Below are 17,203 nucleotides of genomic sequence, written 5' to 3' on the forward strand. Positions count from 1 at the left end.
GCACGTTCAACGAGTTGCCCGTACCCGTGTAGTCCATGTAATGCTTCTCGTCACCATCCATCAGACGGTAGTACGCGGAGTTGTCGATGCCCTTGAAGGACAGCGTCGGGCCCAAATGGTTGCCCTCGGCCGTGTGGTTGTACACCACGTCAAGAATGACCTCGATGCCGGCCCGGTGAAGGGAACGCACCATGGCCTTGAAGTCCTGGACCTGCTGGCCGGTATCGCCCTTGGAACTGTAGCTGTTGTGCGGGGCGAAGAACCCGATGGTGTTGTAACCCCAGTAATTGTTCAACCCCTTGTCCTGCAGGATGCCGTCGTTCGTGAACTGGTGCACCGGCATCAGCTCGATCGCCGTGACCCCCAGCTTCTGCAGATGGGAAATCACCGCCGGGTGGGCGACACCGGCATAGGTGCCGCGCTGTTCCTCCGGAACCTCCGGATGCAGCTGGGTCAGGCCCTTGACATGCGCCTCGTAAACCACGGACCGGTGATACGGGATCCGCGGAAGGTGGTCACCGTCCCAATCGAAGAACGGATTGATGACCACACCCAACATCATGTGGGGCGCGGAGTCCTTGTCGTTACGGGAGTCCGGATCACCCATGTTGTACGAGAAAAGCGCCGGATCCCAGTCGATCTGCCGGTGGATGGCCTTGGCGTAAGGATCCAGGAGGAGCTTGTTGGGATTAAACCGCTGCCCGGCGGCAGGATCATACGGACCATGCACCCGGTAGCCATACTTCTGTCCGGGCTGGACATGCGGAAGGTAGCAATGCCAAACATAGCCGTCCACCTCGCTGACGGTGTAGGAAACCTCTTCCCCGTCATCGTCGAAGAGACACAACTCCACCTTCTCCGCCTTCTCGCTGAACAACGCGAAGTTCGTTCCCGTGCCATCGAAAGTGGCACCCAACGGGTATGCGGATCCTGGCCAAACGTCCATGTGTTCTCCTTCGTGTGCCGGATAACCTTCTGCCAGCCTAGCCAGACTATGTGACATTCACGGAACTTCCGTGGTCATCCGGCGCGATGTTCCTTGAGAAATCGGAAGACGCCGGGGACCGCCCGGGCGATATCGGAAGCCGCCAATGGCCCGCCCGCCGAGGCCGCACTGCCCGCCATTCCGTGGATGCTCGCGCCGACAGCGGCTACCGCGGCCCAGCGCGCGTCGGGGGCGATCCCCAAGGCGGCGAAAGGCCCGTCGTCGTCCAGTGCGGATTCCGCGTATGCCGCCGCGAGCGCGCCGACGATGCCGCCAAGGACGTCGCCGCTGCCTGCCGTTGACATCCACGGGCATCCATCTGACTGGCTGAAGACTGCTCCGGACGGCGAAGCAATCACCGTTGTGGCACCTTTGAGCAGGACGACCGCACCGGTGTGTCCGGCCGCGAGCCGGGCGAAGTGCACGGTCCGCGACTCGACGTCCTCCCGCGTGACGCGCACTTCGCCCCGGCCGAGAAGGGCAGCGAGTTCCCCGGCGTGCGGGGTGAGAATCCAGTTCGGCGGGCAGCGTTCCGGCAGGAGCTCGAGGGCTCCGGCGTCGACGACGGCGGGCTGGCCGGCGCTTGCGGCCGCAGCCAGTACGTCGCGGGCCCGCTGGAGTTGTTCGGCCCCGTCCAGGCCAGGGCCGAGGAGCCACGCCTGGACCCTGCCTGGCCCGGCCGGCTCCCAGATGGCTTCGGGCGTTCGTGCCAGGACCTGCCGCGCCACGACTTCCGGACCGAGGTAGCGCACCATTCCCGCGCCGGCCGCGGAGGCGGCATCGACACAGAGAGCCGCAGCCCCGGTGTAGCGCTCGGAACCGGCCACGATGCCCAGGACTCCCCGGGTGTACTTCTGGGCCCGGCGTCCCGGGTCCGGCAGTACGCCGGCCAGGTCAGCGGCAGAGAAACGACGCAGGGCGGGTACGGGAAGGCCTTCCTCGATGCCGATGGGCACGAGGATCACGCGGCCGGCACAGCCCTCCCCCGGATCAGCCATCAGACCGGCTTTGACTCCCCCGAACGCCACGGTCAGCCGCGCCGTCAATACCGGCCAATGGACCTCGCCTGTGTCGGCGTCCACTCCGCTGGGAACATCGCAGGCCACCACCAGACCGGGCTTGAGCTCCTCCAAGGCCGCAATCAATTCCGCGGCCGAACCACGGATGCCACCCCTGGCTCCAGTACCCAGGATGGCATCAATGACCACATCGTCGCCGGCAACCAGCACGGCCAGTTCTTCGGCATTGTCTTCGTCCAGGACATGGACGCGTCCGCCGGCTGCGCGGAAGGCCGCGAGGGCGTCAGCATGGGCGGAACCTGCGGTGAGCACCGCCGTCGTGCGCATGCCGCGTCCCGCGAGCATTGCCGCGGCGTAGAGTCCGTCCCCTCCGTTGTTGCCCTTGCCCGCCAGCACGGTGATGCTCGATCCATACAGGCGGCGACCTTCCGCGCGGAGTTCACGCACGACGGCGTTAGCCAGTCCGTAGGCCGCGCGCTGCATGAGAACAGCGCCCTCGCCGGCATCAAGAAGCGGTTGTTCCGCTGCCCTGATCTGAGTTCCGGTGAAGGCGCTGATCATGGTTGTTTGCGCTGCTAGGATTCGGCGATGACCATGGCAGTGGCGATCCCGCCATCGTGGCTCATGGACACGTGCCAGCGCTTCACGCCCATGGACTCGGCGACTGCCAGCACGGTGCCCTTCACTTTGATGGTGGGGCCGTTCTGGTCCAGCCCGATCCAGCAGTCCTGCCAGTTCATGCCCGCGGGAGCTCCCAAGACCTTTGCCACCGCTTCCTTGGCCGCGAAACGCGCGGCCAGGGACCGCGTGTTCAGTTCGCGTTCCGCGGGTACGAACAAACGGTCACGGAGGCCCGGGGTCCGCTCAAGTTGGCGCCCGAAGCGCTCAATGTCTACGACGTCTACGCCTATGCCAACAATCATGCGGCTATTCTACGGTCACACTCTTGGCGAGGTTGCGCGGCTGGTCCACGTCGTACCCCTTGGCCTTTGCCAGCTCTGCCGCAAAAATCTGCAGCGGAACAGTCGTGAGGAGTGGCATCAAGAGCGTTGGCGTCTGCGGGACGTAGAAAACGTGCTCGGCGTATGCACGCACGGCTTCGTCGCCTTCCTCGGCGATCACCAGGGTGCGCGCACCGCGTGCGCGGATCTCCTGGATGTTGCTGACAACCTTCGCGTGCAGGGAATCGCGGCCGCGCGGCGATGGGACCACCACAAAGACGGGCTGCCCTTCGTCGATCAGGGCAATCGGACCGTGCTTGAGCTCGCCGGCGGCGAAGCCCTCGGCGTGGATGTACGCGATTTCCTTGAGCTTCAACGCGCCCTCAAGCGCCACCGGGAAGCCCACGTGGCGGCCGAGGAAGAGCACCGACTTCTCGTCCTTCATGCTGCGGGCGAGTTCGCGGAGCGGACCGGCGTTGTCGAGGATCTTCTGGATGTGGGCGGGAATCTTGCCCAGGTCCGCCAAGACGTCCTTGATCTGGCCGGAGAAGATGTTTCCGCGCAGCTGGGCGAGGTAGAGACCGAGCAAGTACGCGGCCGTGATCTGGGCTAGGAACGCCTTGGTGGAGGCGACGGCGATCTCCGGTCCGGCGTGCGTGTACAGAACGGCGTCGGATTCGCGCGGGATGGTGGATCCGTTGGTGTTGCAGATGGAGATGGTCTTGGCGCCCTGTTCACGGGCGTAACGGACAGCCATCAGCGTGTCCATGGTTTCGCCGGACTGGCTGATGGACACCACCAGGGTGTTGGCGTCAACGATCGGGTCGCGGTAGCGGAATTCATGCGCGAGTTCCACCTCGGTGGGGATACGGCACCAGTTCTCGATGGCGTACTTGGCGACCATCCCGGCGTAGGCAGCCGTGCCACAAGCCAGGACGATGATCTTGTTGACCTGCTTCAGCAGTTCGGGGTCGATCCGGAGCTCACTCAGGGTCAGCTGGCCGTTGATGTCCGAGCGGCCGAGGAGCGTCTGGGTAACGGCGTCGGGCTGGTCGTGGATTTCCTTCTCCATGAAGGAGCTGAAGCCACCCTTTTCGGCGGAAGCCGGGTCCCAGTCAACGTGGTATTCCTTGCCCTGGGCGGGGGCGCCGAAGAAGTCCGTGATCTCAACGGTGTCGGCCGTGATGGTGACGATCTGGTCCTGGCCAAGCTCGACGGCGCGGCGCGTGTGATCGATGAAACCGGAAACGTCCGAGCCAAGGAAGTTCTCGCCTTCTCCCAGCCCCACGACGAGGGGCGAGTTGCGGCGGGCGGCCACGACGACGTCCGGCCGCTCGGCGTGCACGGCGAGGAGCGTGAACGCGCCTTCGAGCCGCTGGCAGGCAAGCTGCATCGCTTTGGTGAGCCGTCCGTTGGACGAGTCCCCGTTGAGCTGGTTACGGAAAATGTCGCCCAGAAGTGCTGCGGCAACTTCGGTGTCCGTCTCAGACTCGAAGGTGATGCCCTTGGCGATGAGTTCCTGCTTGAGTTCGGCGAAGTTTTCAATGATTCCGTTGTGGATCACGGCCAAGCGTCCGCCATCGGCCAGATGCGGGTGGGCGTTCTGGTCGGTGGGTCCGCCGTGGGTGGCCCACCGTGTGTGGCCAATGCCGGTCAGCGAGTCCGGGAGCGGATTTCCGTCGAGCTCGTTCAACAGATTGCTCAGTTTTCCGGACTTCTTGCGGGCTGAGATGGTTCCATCAGCCACCACTGCAACTCCGGCTGAATCATAGCCCCGGTATTCAAGCCGCCGGAGTCCTTCAAGCACGACGTCGAGAGCCGAGTGCCCGGCATCTGCCCGGCGGGATGAATTGCCAACGTAACCTACGATTCCACACATGCCTACAAGACTAGCGGTTGCCCCGCGAAATGGACGTAGGATATCCAGGCCCGGGGGCAGGCCACGCCGCGGAATATGCCGAATCACGTACCTTTTGCGGAGAGCATGCTCACACAAAATCTGCCCGCCGTTCATGCTGTATTTCCGGATCAGCCAGCGGAGGGGCAGAATCTCTAAGGTGACTTTGCAACGCAATGAAGCGAACGGCGACAGCTCCTCTCCGTTCGTGGAGCTGGACAGGCAGACGTGGTCCCGGCTCGGTGCGCAAATGGAGCAGCCGCTTAACGAAGAGGACATCATCCGGCTTCGCGGCCTCGGCGATCCCCTGGACATGAAGGAAATCCGCGAGGTCTACCTTCCGCTCTCCCGCTTGTTGCACCTCTACGTCCAGGCATCACAGCAGCTTCATGCCGCCACGACCACCTTCCTTGGCGAGCAGACCCAGCGCACGCCCTTCGTGATCGGCGTCGCGGGTTCCGTGGCGGTCGGCAAGTCCACCATTGCCCGCGTGCTGCGCGAAATGCTCCGCCGTTGGCCCGGCACTCCGAACGTCGAACTCATCACGACCGACGGGTTCTTGTATCCCCTCGCCGAGTTGAAGCGCAGGCATTTGCTCGAGCGCAAGGGCTTCCCGGAATCCTACGACCGCCGGGCGTTGCTTCGTTTCGTGAGTGCCATCAAGGGGGGCGCCGAAGAGGTCCGCGCTCCTTGGTATTCGCACGTCACCTACGACATCGTCCCGGACAAGGAAGTGGTGGTCCGGCGTCCCGACGTGCTCATCGTCGAGGGCCTCAATGTATTGGCGCCCGCCCGTCCCCGGCAGGACGGCCGGCAGGGCTTGGCGCTGAGCGACTTCTTCGATTTCTCCATTTATGTTGACGCCAAGACGTCGTACATCGAAGACTGGTACGTGGACCGTTTCCGCAAGCTTCGAAACACCGCGTTCGCCCAGCCCGAATCCTACTTCCACCGTTACGCGACGCTCTCGGACGCCGAGGCGGAAGCGACGGCGCGCGGCATTTGGAAGCGCATCAACGAACCCAACCTTGAGGAAAACGTGCTCCCTACCCGCGGCAGGGCTCAACTTGTCCTCACCAAGGATGCCGACCATTCGATCCGCCGCATGCTGCTCCGAAAGGTCTAGCACGGATGTGCTACAACTGCGGCCCCAGCCGAAGGTCCTTCGCGACGCTCCTCGCCGCAGGGGTGGGTATGGCCGCCTTGGCGGCCTGCACCCCGGATAACCGGGTCGCCACTCCCACGTCGACTCCGTCCCCCTCAGGTCCAGCGCCGACGCCGGCCGCGGCGACCACGACGGCGGCCCCCTCCGCAGCGCCCAGCGATCAGCCGCCGTCGGGCGCACCGCCGTCGAAGGCTCCGTCCGCGGCCCTGTCCCAACAGTTTTCCCACAGCGACCCCGCGAGCCAATGGGTCATCGTCAACAAGCACCGGCCGCTGACCCCATTGCGGTTTGTCCCTGCCGACTTGGTGCAGCCCCGCGTGCAACTCGCAGTCAGCGGAGAGGCGTCCCTGCTCAACAGCACCACCGCGGCAGCGGCCGAGAAACTCTTCGCGGCAGCCACCTCGGCCGGCGTGACCCTGACTTTGGCGTCCGGCTACCGTTCCTTTCAGACCCAGACCGCCACGTACAACGGCTATGCAAGCACCCGCGGACAGACCTCGGCGGACACGGCCTCGGCACGTCCCGGCTTCTCGGAGCACCAGACTGGCTGGGCGTTCGATATCGGCGACGGCGGCGGGGCGTGCAGCTTCGAGCCCTGCTTCGCCGATCAACCTGCCGCGGTGTGGGCCAAGGCCAACTCGTACAAGTTCGGATTTGTCGTCAGGTACCCCTGGATGCTCAATGACGTCACCGGCTACTACTACGAGCCGTGGCATTTGCGCTTTATCGGGATTGAAGCTGCTACGGATATGAGCAAGCGGGGCATCGGCACCCTCGAGGAGTACTTCGGGCTTGAAGCGGCGCCGAGCTACCTCTAGCGGTTGATTGAGCGTCAGGCGCGCGAACAGCTGTGGCCCGTCTCCCCACAGAGACGGGCCACAGCTGTCTGGTCTTGCGATGTTCGGGCTAGAGCGCCAATTCGTGCGGAATGGCGAGGCGTTCTTCGACGACGCCGGCGAGTTCCGTGCATATGCGGGTGGCGGTTTCCATGTCCGCTGCCTCCACCATCACGCGCACGAGCGCTTCGGTGCCGGAGGGCCGCAGGAGCACCCGGCCAGTATCACCAAGTTCGAGTTCGGCGGCAGCCACCGCGGCGGCAACGCCTTCGTCGGTGGCGGCGCGCGATTTGTCCACGCCCTTTACGTTGATCATGAGCTGCGGCAGCTTGGTCATGGCACGGGCAAGGTCTTTGAGGGTTCGACCGGTACCGGCCACTTGGGCGGCAATCTGCAGACCGGTCAGGACGCCGTCTCCCGTGGTGGCGTAATCCGAGAAGATCACGTGGCCGGACTGTTCCCCACCAAGGCTGAAGCCGCCGTCGCGCATTGCTTCCAGGACGTACCGGTCCCCCACCGCGGTCTCGCGGAGGGTGATTCCAGCATCCCGCAGAGCGATCTTGAGTCCGAGGTTGCTCATCACGGTGGCAACCAGGACGTCGTCCTTCAGCTTTCCGGACTTCTTGAGTGCGAGGGCCAGGATCGCCATGATCTGGTCACCGTCAACCTCGTTGCCTTCGTGGTCCACGGCGAGGCAGCGGTCGGCGTCGCCATCGTGGGCAATGCCGAAATCGGCACCGTGCTTGACCACCGCTTCCTTGAGCTGGCCAAGGTGGGTGGACCCGACGCCGTCGTTGATGTTCAGGCCGTCGGGTTCCGCGCCGATCACCACAACTTCGGCGCCAGCGCTGGCGAAGACCTGCGGGGAACAGCCGCTTGCCGCCCCGTGGGCGCAGTCCAGCACAACCTTCAGACCCTCGAGGCGGTGCGGCAGGGTGCCGAGCAGGTGGACGATGTAACGGTCCTCGGCGTCTGAGAAACGCTGGATGCGGCCGACGTCCCCGGCCACTGGACGCGCGGGTTCCTTGCCGAGCTGGGCCTCGATCGCGTCCTCCACTTCGTCCGGGAGCTTCTGGCCGCCGCGGGCGAAGAACTTGATGCCGTTGTCCGGTGCCGGGTTGTGCGAGGCCGAGATCATGACACCGAAATCGGCGTCGAGGTCGGCGATGAGGTAGGCCGCCGCGGGCGTGGGCAGTACACCGGCGTCGTACACGTCGATGCCGGAACTCGAAAGCCCGGCTTCCACGGCTGCGGCGATAAACTCCCCGCTGGCGCGCGGATCCCGGGCGACCACGGCACGGGGCCGCTTTCCGTTGGCCGCACGCTCGTGGCCAAGGACCACTGCTGCTGCTTGGGCCAACTGAAGAGCAAGCTCCGCGGTGAGCAATCCATTGGCGAGACCACGCACGCCATCTGTTCCAAATAATCTAGCCATCGCGTCCCAGTCTAGACGACGGCTGTAGGGGCCGAGGGAAGCAGTGACGGAGGACGCTCATACCCCTTAGACTGCGCAATCGCAAGAGTGGAGCTACTCGACTTGCGCTTTTTCCTCCACTCTAGTAAAGGGCCTTAACAAGTATCTACGATTGCCGCATGACACCTAGCTCTGGGGGCTTGGCGCTCGAAATAATCGTCCCCGTCTTCAACGAGTCCGCCATACTCGAAAGAAGCATTTACCGGCTCACCGATTACCTTTCCCGGGAATTGTTGTACAGCTGGAAAATCACGATTGCCGACAACGCGAGCACTGATGCGACCGGCTTAATTGCGCGGAAGCTCGCTGATGAGGTTCCGAATGTCAGTTATCGGCGCCTGGAGACTAAAGGGCGGGGTTTTGCGCTCCGCGACGCGTGGACATCGTCCGAAGCCAAAGTTCTGGCATATGTAGACGTCGACCTCTCAACCGATTTGGCGGCTTTGCCTCCGCTCATCGCTCCCCTGCTTTCCGGTCACTCGGATGTCAGCATCGGCACGCGGCTTGGCAGGACTTCGAGAGTAGTCAGGGGTCCCAAACGGGAATTCATCTCCCGGAGCTACAACCTGATTCTTAAACGGACCATGCAGGTACAGTTTTCCGATGCCCAGTGCGGTTTTAAGGCAGTCAGGGCGGAAGTCGCGCATCGGCTGCTGCCGTATGTGAAGGACAACTGCTGGTTCTTCGATACCGAGCTGTTGATCTTGGCGGAGCGTGCAGGACTTCGAATCCACGAGATTCCAGTCGACTGGATCGACAATCCAGACAGCAGGGTGGATATCCGCCAAACCGCCGTCGACGATATCAGGGGCCTCGTACGCGTCGCCGGTTCCATGATGAAGGGAAATATCCCTTTGCAAGCGATATACGCGGAGCTGGGGCGAGGACCTATCGCCACGCCGACCCGCCCAAGTTTCTTCGGCCAGGTGATACGTTTCGGAATCGTCGGCGCGTTCTCCACTTTCGCTTTTGCTTTGCTGTATCTGCTATTCCAGGGCCCGTTTGGCCCACAGCAGGGAAACTTCCTGGCCTTGTTACTCACTGCCATTGCGAACACGGCAGCCAACCGCCGCTTCACCTTCAGGATCCATGGCCCCGAGCGGCAGTTCACGCAACAGTTTCAAGGCCTTGTGGTTTTCCTAGTCGCCTGGGTGATCACCTCTTCGTCCCTGGTATTGCTACATGCCATTCACCCGGATGCATCGCCCGGCACTGAGTTGTTGGTCCTGACCAGTGCGAATATTTTCGCCACTCTTGTCCGCTTCGTCCTGCTTCGTATCTGGGTCTTCCGGGTACGGCGGACGGAGGAACGGCGTGGCGTGACCACCATTAAGCAGTTGGCAGTGTGAGCAACAAAACCAGCCGACTTCCCGGACAACCAGCCCTGGGCACTGTCATCGGGGGCCCTTCTCAGATCTTCCGGATGTGGCTTCGTGGGGATCCGTTGAATCCGATGTGGCAGCGGCCGGCTCTATTGAGCCTTCTTGCTTTGACATCTGCCCTCTACATGTGGGGACTCGACCGAAACGGCTGGGCAAACTCCTACTACTCCGCTGCCGTCATGGCCGGCTCGGAAGACTGGACGGCGTTCTTCTACGGTTCCTCCGACCCCAGCAATGCAATTACCGTTGACAAGCCGCCGATGTCCTTGTGGATCATGTCGCTTTCGGTGCGCCTTTTCGGACTCAACTCATGGAGCATCCTCTTGCCGCAGGCTCTCATGGGAGTACTCAGCGTCTATTTGCTGTATCGGATGGTCCAGAAGCGGACCGACCCTGCAACTGGCCTCCTTGCAGGGCTTTTCTTCGCGGTAACGCCCGTGGCCACCGTCATGTTCCGGTACAACAACCCGGATGCGCTGCTGACTCTCCTCATGATCGGAGCCGCCTACGCCACACTCGAGGCGATCGACAGAGGGAAGCTGCGCTGGCTGCTCGTCGCGGGGGCCCTGATCGGCGCCGGGTTTCTCACGAAGCAGCTACAGGTTGCACTCATTCTGCCGGCGATCGCGCTTGCGTACGGTGTTTTCGCCCGATTGCCGGTATATCGCAAATTGCTCCACCTCGGGGCCGGACTGCTCGCCGCAGTAGTCGCATCGGGCTGGTGGCTCATCATCGCGCAGAAAGCGGATCCTGCTCAGAGGCCGTTCATCGGCGGCTCCCGATCCAATAGCATCTGGGAACTGACGCTGGGTTACAACGGGCTCGACCGGTTGACCGGCGAGGATGCCAGCCACACGCTGTCGGGTCCTAGTGCGGATCTCTACCAGAAGCTTGGCCCTGGGTTCACACGTTTTCTACAACCACAGTTCTCGGCCCAGTTCGCGTGGTTTCTCCCGCTCGCGATTGCTGGAGTCGGTATCACTATTTGGTTCGCCATTCGACGACATAGCACGTTGCAACAGCGGGCTTTTTTGGCCTTCTGCGCCGCATGGTTTATTTGTTCGGCCACGGTCCTGGCCATGATGACAGGCATCGTCCATCCCTATTACGCGATCTCAACCGTGCCGGCGCTCAGTTGCTTAGCCGCGTTTACGGCCACCCATCTTATGCGCCGCTTGGCAAGCGGGCTAGTCCGTCTAGCGTCTGGTGTCGTGATGGCTAGCTGCCTGATCCTGGGGTTTACTACCGTATCCCGGTCCGTCTCGGAATTCCCTTGGCTGCCCCAGGTGTTGTTGGTCGCGGGTAGCTTGGCAGTCGCCATCGTGATACTTCCACCGGTCAAAAGGCAACCGCAAGCGGTACCAGCCCTATTTATAGGAGCATCAATTTTATTGGGTCCTACTATCTGGTCGGTAAACACGGCCCTTAGTCCGCACGTCGGAGCAGGAGTTGTCGCCGGACCCAGCACCCTGGGCATTCGATCAGATAGTCCAGATCGAACTCAACTGCCGACCGGGACGCCCCTCAGCTTCACCGCGGTCATGTTCGGCGACGTGCCATCCCCGATAGTCCTTGAGAGGATCAAAGCGAGCCCTGCGTCCGTGCGGTGGGCAACCGCGGTTGTCGGCTCGGAAACGGCCGCCAATTATCAGCTGGACAGTTCCAGAGCGATCCTGCCAGTGGGTGGATTCGACGGCACAGATCCTTTCCCGACACTGGAGCAATTCCAGACAATGGTCCACCAGGGTAATGTCGGATCGTTTGTGATCCAGAACCTTCCGCCTTTGACGTCTGACGGGCGAGGGGAATCTGCGCGCATTGTGCAGTGGGTGGAAAGCAACTTCCAGCCCGAGATAATCGATGGAACGTCCTTCTATCGCCTCACCCAGTAAGTTCAAAGTACGAAGAAAGCCCGCCCCGCCAAACGGCGGGACGGGCTTTCGAGCAAGCGGGTTTAGCGCTTGTGGGTCCGAGCGCTAAAAAGCGCTCAGGGCCCCGTGGTGATGTCGCGCCAGCGGCAACACCACGGGTAAGAGCATTTTTAGCGCTTGGAGTACTGCTGCGCCTTGCGTGCCTTCTTGAGACCAGCCTTCTTGCGCTCGATGACGCGTGCGTCACGACGCAGGAAGCCGGCCTTCTTCAGGGTGGCGCGGTTGTTCTCGGTGTCGATCTCGTTCAGTGAACGGGCGATGCCGAGGCGCAGTGCGCCGGCCTGACCGGAAATGCCGCCACCGTGGATACGTGCAAAGACGTCGTAAGCGCCGTCAAGATCAAGGATCTTGAAGGGCTCGTTGACGTCCTGCTGGTGCAGCTTGTTCGGGAAGTAGTTGGCCAGCTCGCGACCGTTGATGATCCACTTGCCGGTTCCGGGCACGATGCGAACCCGTGCAACGGCTTCCTTACGACGGCCAACTGCGGCGCCGGAAACGGTCAGTGCCGGACGCTCTTTCTTCGGCGCTTCTGCTTCTGCAGGACCGCTCTCCGAGGTGTAGCTGGTCAGGTTTTCCTCAGCCACAACGGCCTCGGTGGTCAGTTCTTCGTTCTGAGCCACGATTCTCCTTGATTAAAAGTTGGTTGGTGGCCAGGACTACTGGGCGACCTGGGTGATTTCGAAAGTCTTGGGCTGCTGGGCTGCGTGGGGGTGCTCTGCACCACGGTAAACCTTGAGCTTGCCCAGCTGCTGTGCAGCGAGGGAGTTCTTCGGGAGCATGCCCTTGATGGCCTTCTCCACGGCGCGGACCGGGTTGGATTCCAAGAGCTCCGCGTAGTTGACGGAGGTCAGGCCGCCCGGGTAGCCGGAGTGGCGGTATGCGCGCTTCTGCTCCAGCTTGGCGCCGGTCAGGGCAACCTTTTCAGCGTTGATAATGATGACGAAGTCGCCCATGTCCATGTGGGACGCAAAGGTCGGCTTGTGCTTTCCGCGCAGCAGTGTTGCGGTCTGGCTGGCAAGACGACCAAGGACAACGTCGGTGGCATCGATGACGTGCCACTGGCGGTTGATATCGCCGGGCTTCGGGGTGTACGTACGCACGGTTTTGCCTCGTTCTTGTTCTGGCGTTCATGTTTTAGGCGGCACGCTTGAAGCGTGTGCCTACTAGGTATGCGCTACCGGAGCAGAGGTGAGGGCTCTATGTACCAGTCATCCCGAAGTCTCGATATGCCTGTCGAGTTAACGATCCTGCAACTGGATCCCCAAGCGGGCATGTGTCATCGAGAAAGGACACGCACAACGACTATCAACAATAGCGGCTAGGAGCTTCAGGGTCAAAATAGGCTGGCAACGAGCGTGAACAGCTGAGACCCATTCCGAGCCCCCCAGGAGATGCCATGACAGCAACTGCCGCCCAGCCCTTGCTTGTGGCCGCCCTCGGGCTCCTCGGGCTGCTCACGAGCCCCCTGGCAGAGGTTCTGATAGCCCGATCCCTGCCGCGGCTTGGTGGACTCCCCTCCTACACCGTGAGGATCACGACAGCGGTGGTGACGGCCGCGTTGTTTGCGCTCATGACGGTCCGGTTCGGCTTGTCACCTGCCCTCCCCGCTTACCTGCTCTTAGGAGTACTGGCGGTTCAGCTGTCCCGCTTGGACGTCGCCCACCATTTACTCCCGAACCCCTTGGTCTTGATTCTGCTTTCCGCCGGCCTCGTCCTGCTAACCACGTCCTCTGTGCTGGTTCCGGACTGGCCCGCCCTACTTCGCGCAGCTGTTGGAGGTGGCATTTTGTTCCTCGGATACTTAATTCTTGGATTAATTTCCCCCGGCGGCCTCGGAATGGGCGATGTGAAGCTCGCGGCGCCACTCGGAATGTACTTGGGCTACTTGGGCTGGACTCAGCTGTTCTACGGGGGACTGCTGGGCTTCGTGGTTGGCGGGGTAATGACGGTGCTGTTGTTGCTCCTGAAGCGCGGAGCCAAACCCACAGAAGTGCCTCATGGACCGGCTATGTTCGCTGCCGCAATAGGAGTGGTACTTCTTGGCGGTTAGTCACTCGCCGGCTACCCGCTCCTCCTCATGCGCAACCACAACCTGCGGTTTGGGGTAGTAGTTAGCCAAAAAACCAAGTAGTTCAGCCACGCGAGCGAGTAGTTGCCACGTCCGGGAGTCGGAAAACGAGTAACGCCACGCATTGTTTGTTAACCCACTCACGGGCAATTCTTGTCCTAGCGAGATCCAACCGCCGGACGGGGTATGTGAGCGGCAGGGACTCGTACGAAAATTCACTTATCTGGGGAAGGTTTTACAATGTCCACTTTCATGTTCTCCGTTGTTTCATTCATCGCCGGTGTCAAGGAACGGTTCACTTCCGAGAAGGGGGCGACGATGGTGGAGTACGGCATCATGGTCGCCCTTATCGCGGTGATCGTCCTGGCAGCCGTCGGTCCGTTGGGGCAGGCAATCGCTGGAATATTCACAGGAGTCACTGCCAGCGTATAGGCGGCCACTTCATTGCTTGTCGAGACTTATTGCTTTCGGCAAGAGCGCGCGCTGAAACGATCTTTGGGCACACAGTGGCCACGTCCGAGGACGGGCAGAAATTCGCAAACCCCGCAGATCTGTCTTAATTTTCGGAAGAATTGCGCGACGCACCGAACATGGGCGCTCTGAACTGGGAAAGATTGCGGTCGTTGAACCGTTGCTTCCCCGGCTAAGGAGCGCCCTTTCGGCGTTAACCCCCTAATTCTTTCTGCCTATTCCCGATGCTCCGGCGTGGCAAGTCGCCCATCCCCGTCACAGGCTGACCGCGGCGGCGTTCTTCGTTGAGTATCGTCCCAGCTCCGTGGCCGACGCGGGAACTCCGCTCAATGGGGTTGATCAGCTCGAAAGTGCCGAGCGCCACACGCTCCGGAGTAACCCATTGTTCGTCCGATCGGCCCGGAGCCGCGCTCATACGACATTTCGTCGACCGCCGCTCACGGCATGACCAAACTAGCCAAGCCTGCGGATCGGGATGCATCCCTGGCGATGGCGGAAAGCCAGGTGCCCGCGTTGACCCGGGTAGGCGAGGCCCCCGAATTCACGAGTGAAGGTAAGCGTCTCTCAGGTGGGATCCGTCCTGCTCGTCGGAGACATCGGCGATGGTGACGCGAGCCGGGTAGTCGATCAGCGGGATAAAGGCTCAGAGCGGATAGCGGCGACGTGGTTGCCGATGTTCATCCAGCTTTCTATGCTTCGCGCGGCCGCCGGCGGCGTCATTTTGATCTTTGGGGTCATTTTTCTCCGATCAATTTCTCGGGGCAGCCTCGGAAGGGCTGTGCGAGGCCCCTCAGCACCACTCGAAGATGTACTTGGGCTACTTGGGTTGGACCCAACTGGGCTACAGGGGACCGATCGGCTTTGTGGTGGGTAGGTAATGACGATCCGGCTGTTGCAGTTGCAGCGCGGAACCAAGCCTCGCCGGTGGTTCACGGACCGGCACCCACGTTCTCCGCAGCAATTGGGGTGGCACTCCTCGTATCTGTCATGCTCACAATCTTCGCAGACTTCCCTTGACGCCCACAGGCCACTGCCGCCTCGTAGCTTGAGTAGTACTTAGCCAGAAAAACCGAGTACTCGGGCCCCACTTGCGAGTAGTTCGCGCAAATCGCCCCCGAAAAGTCGAGTACCACTACGCATTGTTTGTTAACCCACCCACACGCAATTCTTGTCCTAACGAAAACCGAAACCGTCAAACGGAATATGTGGACGGTTGGAATTCGTAGAAAAATTCACTTATCTGGGAAGGTTCATCCAATGTCAACTCTCATGCTCTCCGTTGTCTCATTCATCGCCGGCGTCAAGGAGCGGTTCAACTCCGAGAAGGGAGCGACGATGGTGGAGTACGGCATCATGGTCGCCCTTATCGCAGTGATTGTCCTGGCGGCTGTTGGTCCGCTGGGCCTCGCAATCAAGGCTATGTTCGCGGGCGTTACAACTAGCCTTTAGCTCTGATTTCATCGTTTGGCTCCGGTTGCGGTGAGAGCCGAAACCGGAGCCAAACCGCTTAACACAAAAGTCCACCTTGAAGCTGGGCGAACATCCTTATTCGGGAACTAATTCTGGGAGATGTTCTTGAAAGCGAAAAAGAAAGAACGTGGTGCAGTAGCCGTCGAACTGGCGATTGTCCTCCCCCTGCTGCTGCTGATTCTGATCGGAATCATTGAATTTGGTCGGGTGCTGAACGTTCAGGTTTCCCTGACGGAAGCGGCAAGGGAGGGCGCGAGAAATGCCGCCATCCACTATCAGGACTCCAGTCTGGACGTCACCGGCACGGCACAAAGGGCCGCACCGACGCTCAGTGGCCTGGGGATGACAGTCACCAGCAATGTTGGAAGTTGCTCACCGACTTCCGACGTCACGGTTACCACCAAGGTCTCTCTTCCGTCACTGACGGGTTTCCTGAATGGCGGGTTCTTCGGAATGCCGGGAATCTTCCCAATGTCAATGACTGGAGTCGGGGTGATGAAATGCGGCGGCTGAAAGGTACCCACCTCCTTGGGCATCGGAAGGCTAAGACCTCCGATGACAGCGAGAGAGGCGCAGTGACTCTGATAGTGGCTTTCCTCCTTGTGGTCCTTCTCGGCTTCGCGGCTTTGGCCATTGACGTTGGCGCGTTGTACGCCGAAAAGGCCCAACTGCAAAACGGGGCCGATGCCGCGGCGCTCGCGATCGCTGGTGATTGCGCCGCCGGCGACTGCGGGACCCCCACCACGACGGCATCAAGGCTCGCCAACGGAAACGCCAACGACGGTTCAAGCGGCGTTTCCTCCATCACTTTTCCCCAGGCGACCACGGTACGCGTCGAGACAAACAGTCGCGATGCCACCACCGGTTCCAACAGCTTTTCCCTGTTCTTCGCTAGAGTGCTGGGAATCAATTCCGCAGACGTTCGGGCCACAGCCCAAGCGTCCTGGGGGCCACCTTCGACGGGCACGACCCTTCCCTGGACCATGAGCGAGTGTGTCTTCGAGAAGTACCTCACGCCCAGTCAGTTAGCGTCACTGCAATCCACCGGGAATTTCACCGGCGATCCAGTGCCGACCCATATCCTGATGCGTTACGACACGAACGCACCCGCGTATCCGGGATGTGCAGCACAGAACGGCTATGAACCCGGCGGCTTCGGCTGGCTCACTACCAATACAGGTTGCTCTACAAACATCAGCATCTCGGCGCAAGTGAGCGGCCAACCGGGAAATCACTTCCCGAACGACCCCGCCTGCAGTTCCGTTCTTTCCACCATCATGGATAAGCCCGTCCTTGTCCCTCTCTTCAACTCGGCTACGGGGAACGGTAGCAACGCGACCTACACGCTCGTCGGATTTGGTGCATTCCAGGTAACGGGCTATCGGTTCAGCGGATCGGGAGGCGTCAATGACCCTGCCGCACCCAGCTGCACCGGAAACTGCCGCGGTATTCAGGGCTATTTCGCACGTTTTGTTTCCCTTCAAGAGGGAATGTCGATCGGCGGCGGGCTTCCCAATTTTGGGGCCTCCGTGATCACGCTTACGGGGTAGATCCTGGACTCCGC

Annotated in this window: 16 protein-coding genes; 9 read left to right on the forward strand and 7 right to left on the reverse strand. The window is 61.5% G+C overall.

What is annotated here, in order from left to right; genetic code table 11:
* From QRN45_RS15180 to glmS, 4 genes are all read right to left on the reverse strand, one after another.
* The coding region (locus tag QRN45_RS15180; RefSeq protein WP_284763866.1) for an alpha-amylase family glycosyl hydrolase at positions 1–946 on the reverse strand (946 nt) is incomplete at its 3' end.
* Between the two features lie 74 nt (positions 947–1,020).
* Positions 1,021–2,565 carry an NAD(P)H-hydrate epimerase gene (locus QRN45_RS15185; RefSeq protein ID WP_284763867.1) on the reverse strand — a complete coding sequence of 515 codons (1,545 nt, stop codon included), beginning with the start codon at positions 2,563–2,565 and terminating at the stop codon, positions 1,021–1,023.
* Positions 2,566–2,579: 14 nt separating this feature from the next.
* Positions 2,580–2,927, reverse strand: a complete 348-nt coding sequence (locus tag QRN45_RS15190) for a holo-ACP synthase (protein ID WP_078108118.1) — start codon at positions 2,925–2,927, stop codon at positions 2,580–2,582.
* A gap of 4 nt (positions 2,928–2,931) precedes the next feature.
* The gene (gene glmS, locus QRN45_RS15195; protein ID WP_284763868.1) at positions 2,932–4,824 is read right to left on the reverse strand and encodes a glutamine--fructose-6-phosphate transaminase (isomerizing); all 1,893 of its coding nucleotides are present in this window, start codon (positions 4,822–4,824) and stop codon (positions 2,932–2,934) included.
* Positions 4,825–4,957: 133 nt separating this feature from the next.
* Between glmS and coaA the strand changes: the two genes are divergently transcribed.
* On the forward strand, positions 4,958–5,968 hold the full coding sequence (coaA, locus tag QRN45_RS15200; RefSeq protein WP_241707142.1) for a type I pantothenate kinase: 1,011 nt from the start codon (positions 4,958–4,960) through the stop codon (positions 5,966–5,968).
* A 5-nt stretch (positions 5,969–5,973) separates the two neighbouring features.
* Entirely contained in the window at positions 5,974–6,825 is an 852-nt protein-coding gene (locus QRN45_RS15205) for a M15 family metallopeptidase (protein WP_284763869.1), read from the forward strand.
* Between the two features lie 88 nt (positions 6,826–6,913).
* Here QRN45_RS15205 and glmM read toward each other — a convergent pair whose 3' ends face one another.
* Complete coding sequence (gene glmM, locus QRN45_RS15210; RefSeq protein ID WP_284763870.1) at positions 6,914–8,278, reverse strand: phosphoglucosamine mutase; 1,365 nt, start codon at positions 8,276–8,278, stop codon at positions 6,914–6,916.
* Positions 8,279–8,436: 158 nt separating this feature from the next.
* Here glmM and QRN45_RS15215 point away from each other — a divergent pair, with 158 nt between their 5' ends.
* Together QRN45_RS15215 and QRN45_RS15220 are read left to right on the forward strand one after the other, a co-directional pair.
* Positions 8,437–9,666, forward strand: coding sequence for a glycosyltransferase (locus QRN45_RS15215; protein WP_284763871.1), 1,230 nt, complete (start codon positions 8,437–8,439; stop codon positions 9,664–9,666).
* The gene (locus QRN45_RS15220) at positions 9,663–11,591 is read left to right on the forward strand and encodes a glycosyltransferase family 39 protein (RefSeq protein WP_284763872.1); all 1,929 of its coding nucleotides are present in this window, start codon (positions 9,663–9,665) and stop codon (positions 11,589–11,591) included. Before QRN45_RS15215 ends, QRN45_RS15220 begins: the two co-directional genes overlap by 4 nt.
* A 149-nt stretch (positions 11,592–11,740) precedes the next feature.
* Here the strand turns inward: QRN45_RS15220 and rpsI are convergent, their stop codons facing one another.
* Positions 11,741–12,250, reverse strand: coding sequence for a 30S ribosomal protein S9 (rpsI, locus tag QRN45_RS15225; protein ID WP_078108113.1), 510 nt, complete (start codon positions 12,248–12,250; stop codon positions 11,741–11,743).
* A gap of 36 nt (positions 12,251–12,286) precedes the next feature.
* On the reverse strand, positions 12,287–12,730 hold the full coding sequence (gene rplM / locus QRN45_RS15230) for a 50S ribosomal protein L13 (RefSeq protein WP_024817563.1): 444 nt from the start codon (positions 12,728–12,730) through the stop codon (positions 12,287–12,289).
* A gap of 296 nt (positions 12,731–13,026) precedes the next feature.
* Here rplM and QRN45_RS15235 point away from each other — a divergent pair, with 296 nt between their 5' ends.
* The 5 genes from QRN45_RS15235 to QRN45_RS15255 all read left to right on the forward strand — a co-directional run bounded on the left by QRN45_RS15235 (position 13,027) and on the right by QRN45_RS15255 (position 17,189).
* Positions 13,027–13,680 (forward strand): prepilin peptidase, encoded by a 654-nt coding sequence (locus QRN45_RS15235; protein WP_241707137.1) that lies wholly within the window; start codon positions 13,027–13,029, stop codon positions 13,678–13,680.
* Positions 13,681–13,938: 258 nt separating this feature from the next.
* Entirely contained in the window at positions 13,939–14,130 is a 192-nt protein-coding gene (locus tag QRN45_RS15240) for a Flp family type IVb pilin (RefSeq protein WP_241707136.1), read from the forward strand.
* Positions 14,131–15,426: 1,296 nt separating this feature from the next.
* A complete protein-coding gene (locus QRN45_RS15245) occupies positions 15,427–15,618 on the forward strand; it encodes a Flp family type IVb pilin (RefSeq protein WP_241707135.1) in 192 nt (63 codons plus the stop codon).
* A gap of 120 nt (positions 15,619–15,738) precedes the next feature.
* Positions 15,739–16,152 carry a TadE/TadG family type IV pilus assembly protein gene (locus tag QRN45_RS15250; protein ID WP_264636737.1) on the forward strand — a complete coding sequence of 138 codons (414 nt, stop codon included), beginning with the start codon at positions 15,739–15,741 and terminating at the stop codon, positions 16,150–16,152.
* On the forward strand, positions 16,140–17,189 hold the full coding sequence (locus QRN45_RS15255) for a pilus assembly protein TadG-related protein (RefSeq protein ID WP_284763922.1): 1,050 nt from the start codon (positions 16,140–16,142) through the stop codon (positions 17,187–17,189). The genes QRN45_RS15250 and QRN45_RS15255 overlap by 13 nt, the downstream gene beginning before the upstream one ends.
* Positions 17,190–17,203 lie beyond the last annotated feature (14 nt).

The organism is Arthrobacter sp. efr-133-R2A-63 (genome assembly GCF_030209795.1).
GTDB classification, from domain to species: domain Bacteria; phylum Actinomycetota; class Actinomycetes; order Actinomycetales; family Micrococcaceae; genus Arthrobacter; species Arthrobacter bambusae_A.

Bases quoted from the DNA above. Each gene is read 5' to 3' on its own strand.
- QRN45_RS15185 (WP_284763867.1), bottom strand. From the start codon at position 2,565: ATGATCAGCGCCTTCACCGGAACTCAGATCAGGGCAGCGGAACAACCG.
- QRN45_RS15190 (WP_078108118.1), bottom strand. From the start codon at position 2,927: ATGATTGTTGGCATAGGCGTAGACGTCGTAGACATTGAGCGCTTCGGG.
- glmS (WP_284763868.1), bottom strand. From the start codon at position 4,824: ATGTGTGGAATCGTAGGTTACGTTGGCAATTCATCCCGCCGGGCAGAT.
- coaA (WP_241707142.1), top strand. From the start codon at position 4,958: ATGCTGTATTTCCGGATCAGCCAGCGGAGGGGCAGAATCTCTAAGGTG.
- QRN45_RS15205 (WP_284763869.1), top strand. From the start codon at position 5,974: ATGTGCTACAACTGCGGCCCCAGCCGAAGGTCCTTCGCGACGCTCCTC.
- glmM (WP_284763870.1), bottom strand. From the start codon at position 8,278: ATGGCTAGATTATTTGGAACAGATGGCGTGCGTGGTCTCGCCAATGGA.
- QRN45_RS15215 (WP_284763871.1), top strand. From the start codon at position 8,437: ATGACACCTAGCTCTGGGGGCTTGGCGCTCGAAATAATCGTCCCCGTC.
- QRN45_RS15235 (WP_241707137.1), top strand. From the start codon at position 13,027: ATGACAGCAACTGCCGCCCAGCCCTTGCTTGTGGCCGCCCTCGGGCTC.
- QRN45_RS15240 (WP_241707136.1), top strand. From the start codon at position 13,939: ATGTCCACTTTCATGTTCTCCGTTGTTTCATTCATCGCCGGTGTCAAG.
- QRN45_RS15245 (WP_241707135.1), top strand. From the start codon at position 15,427: ATGTCAACTCTCATGCTCTCCGTTGTCTCATTCATCGCCGGCGTCAAG.
- QRN45_RS15250 (WP_264636737.1), top strand. From the start codon at position 15,739: ATGTTCTTGAAAGCGAAAAAGAAAGAACGTGGTGCAGTAGCCGTCGAA.
- QRN45_RS15255 (WP_284763922.1), top strand. From the start codon at position 16,140: ATGCGGCGGCTGAAAGGTACCCACCTCCTTGGGCATCGGAAGGCTAAG.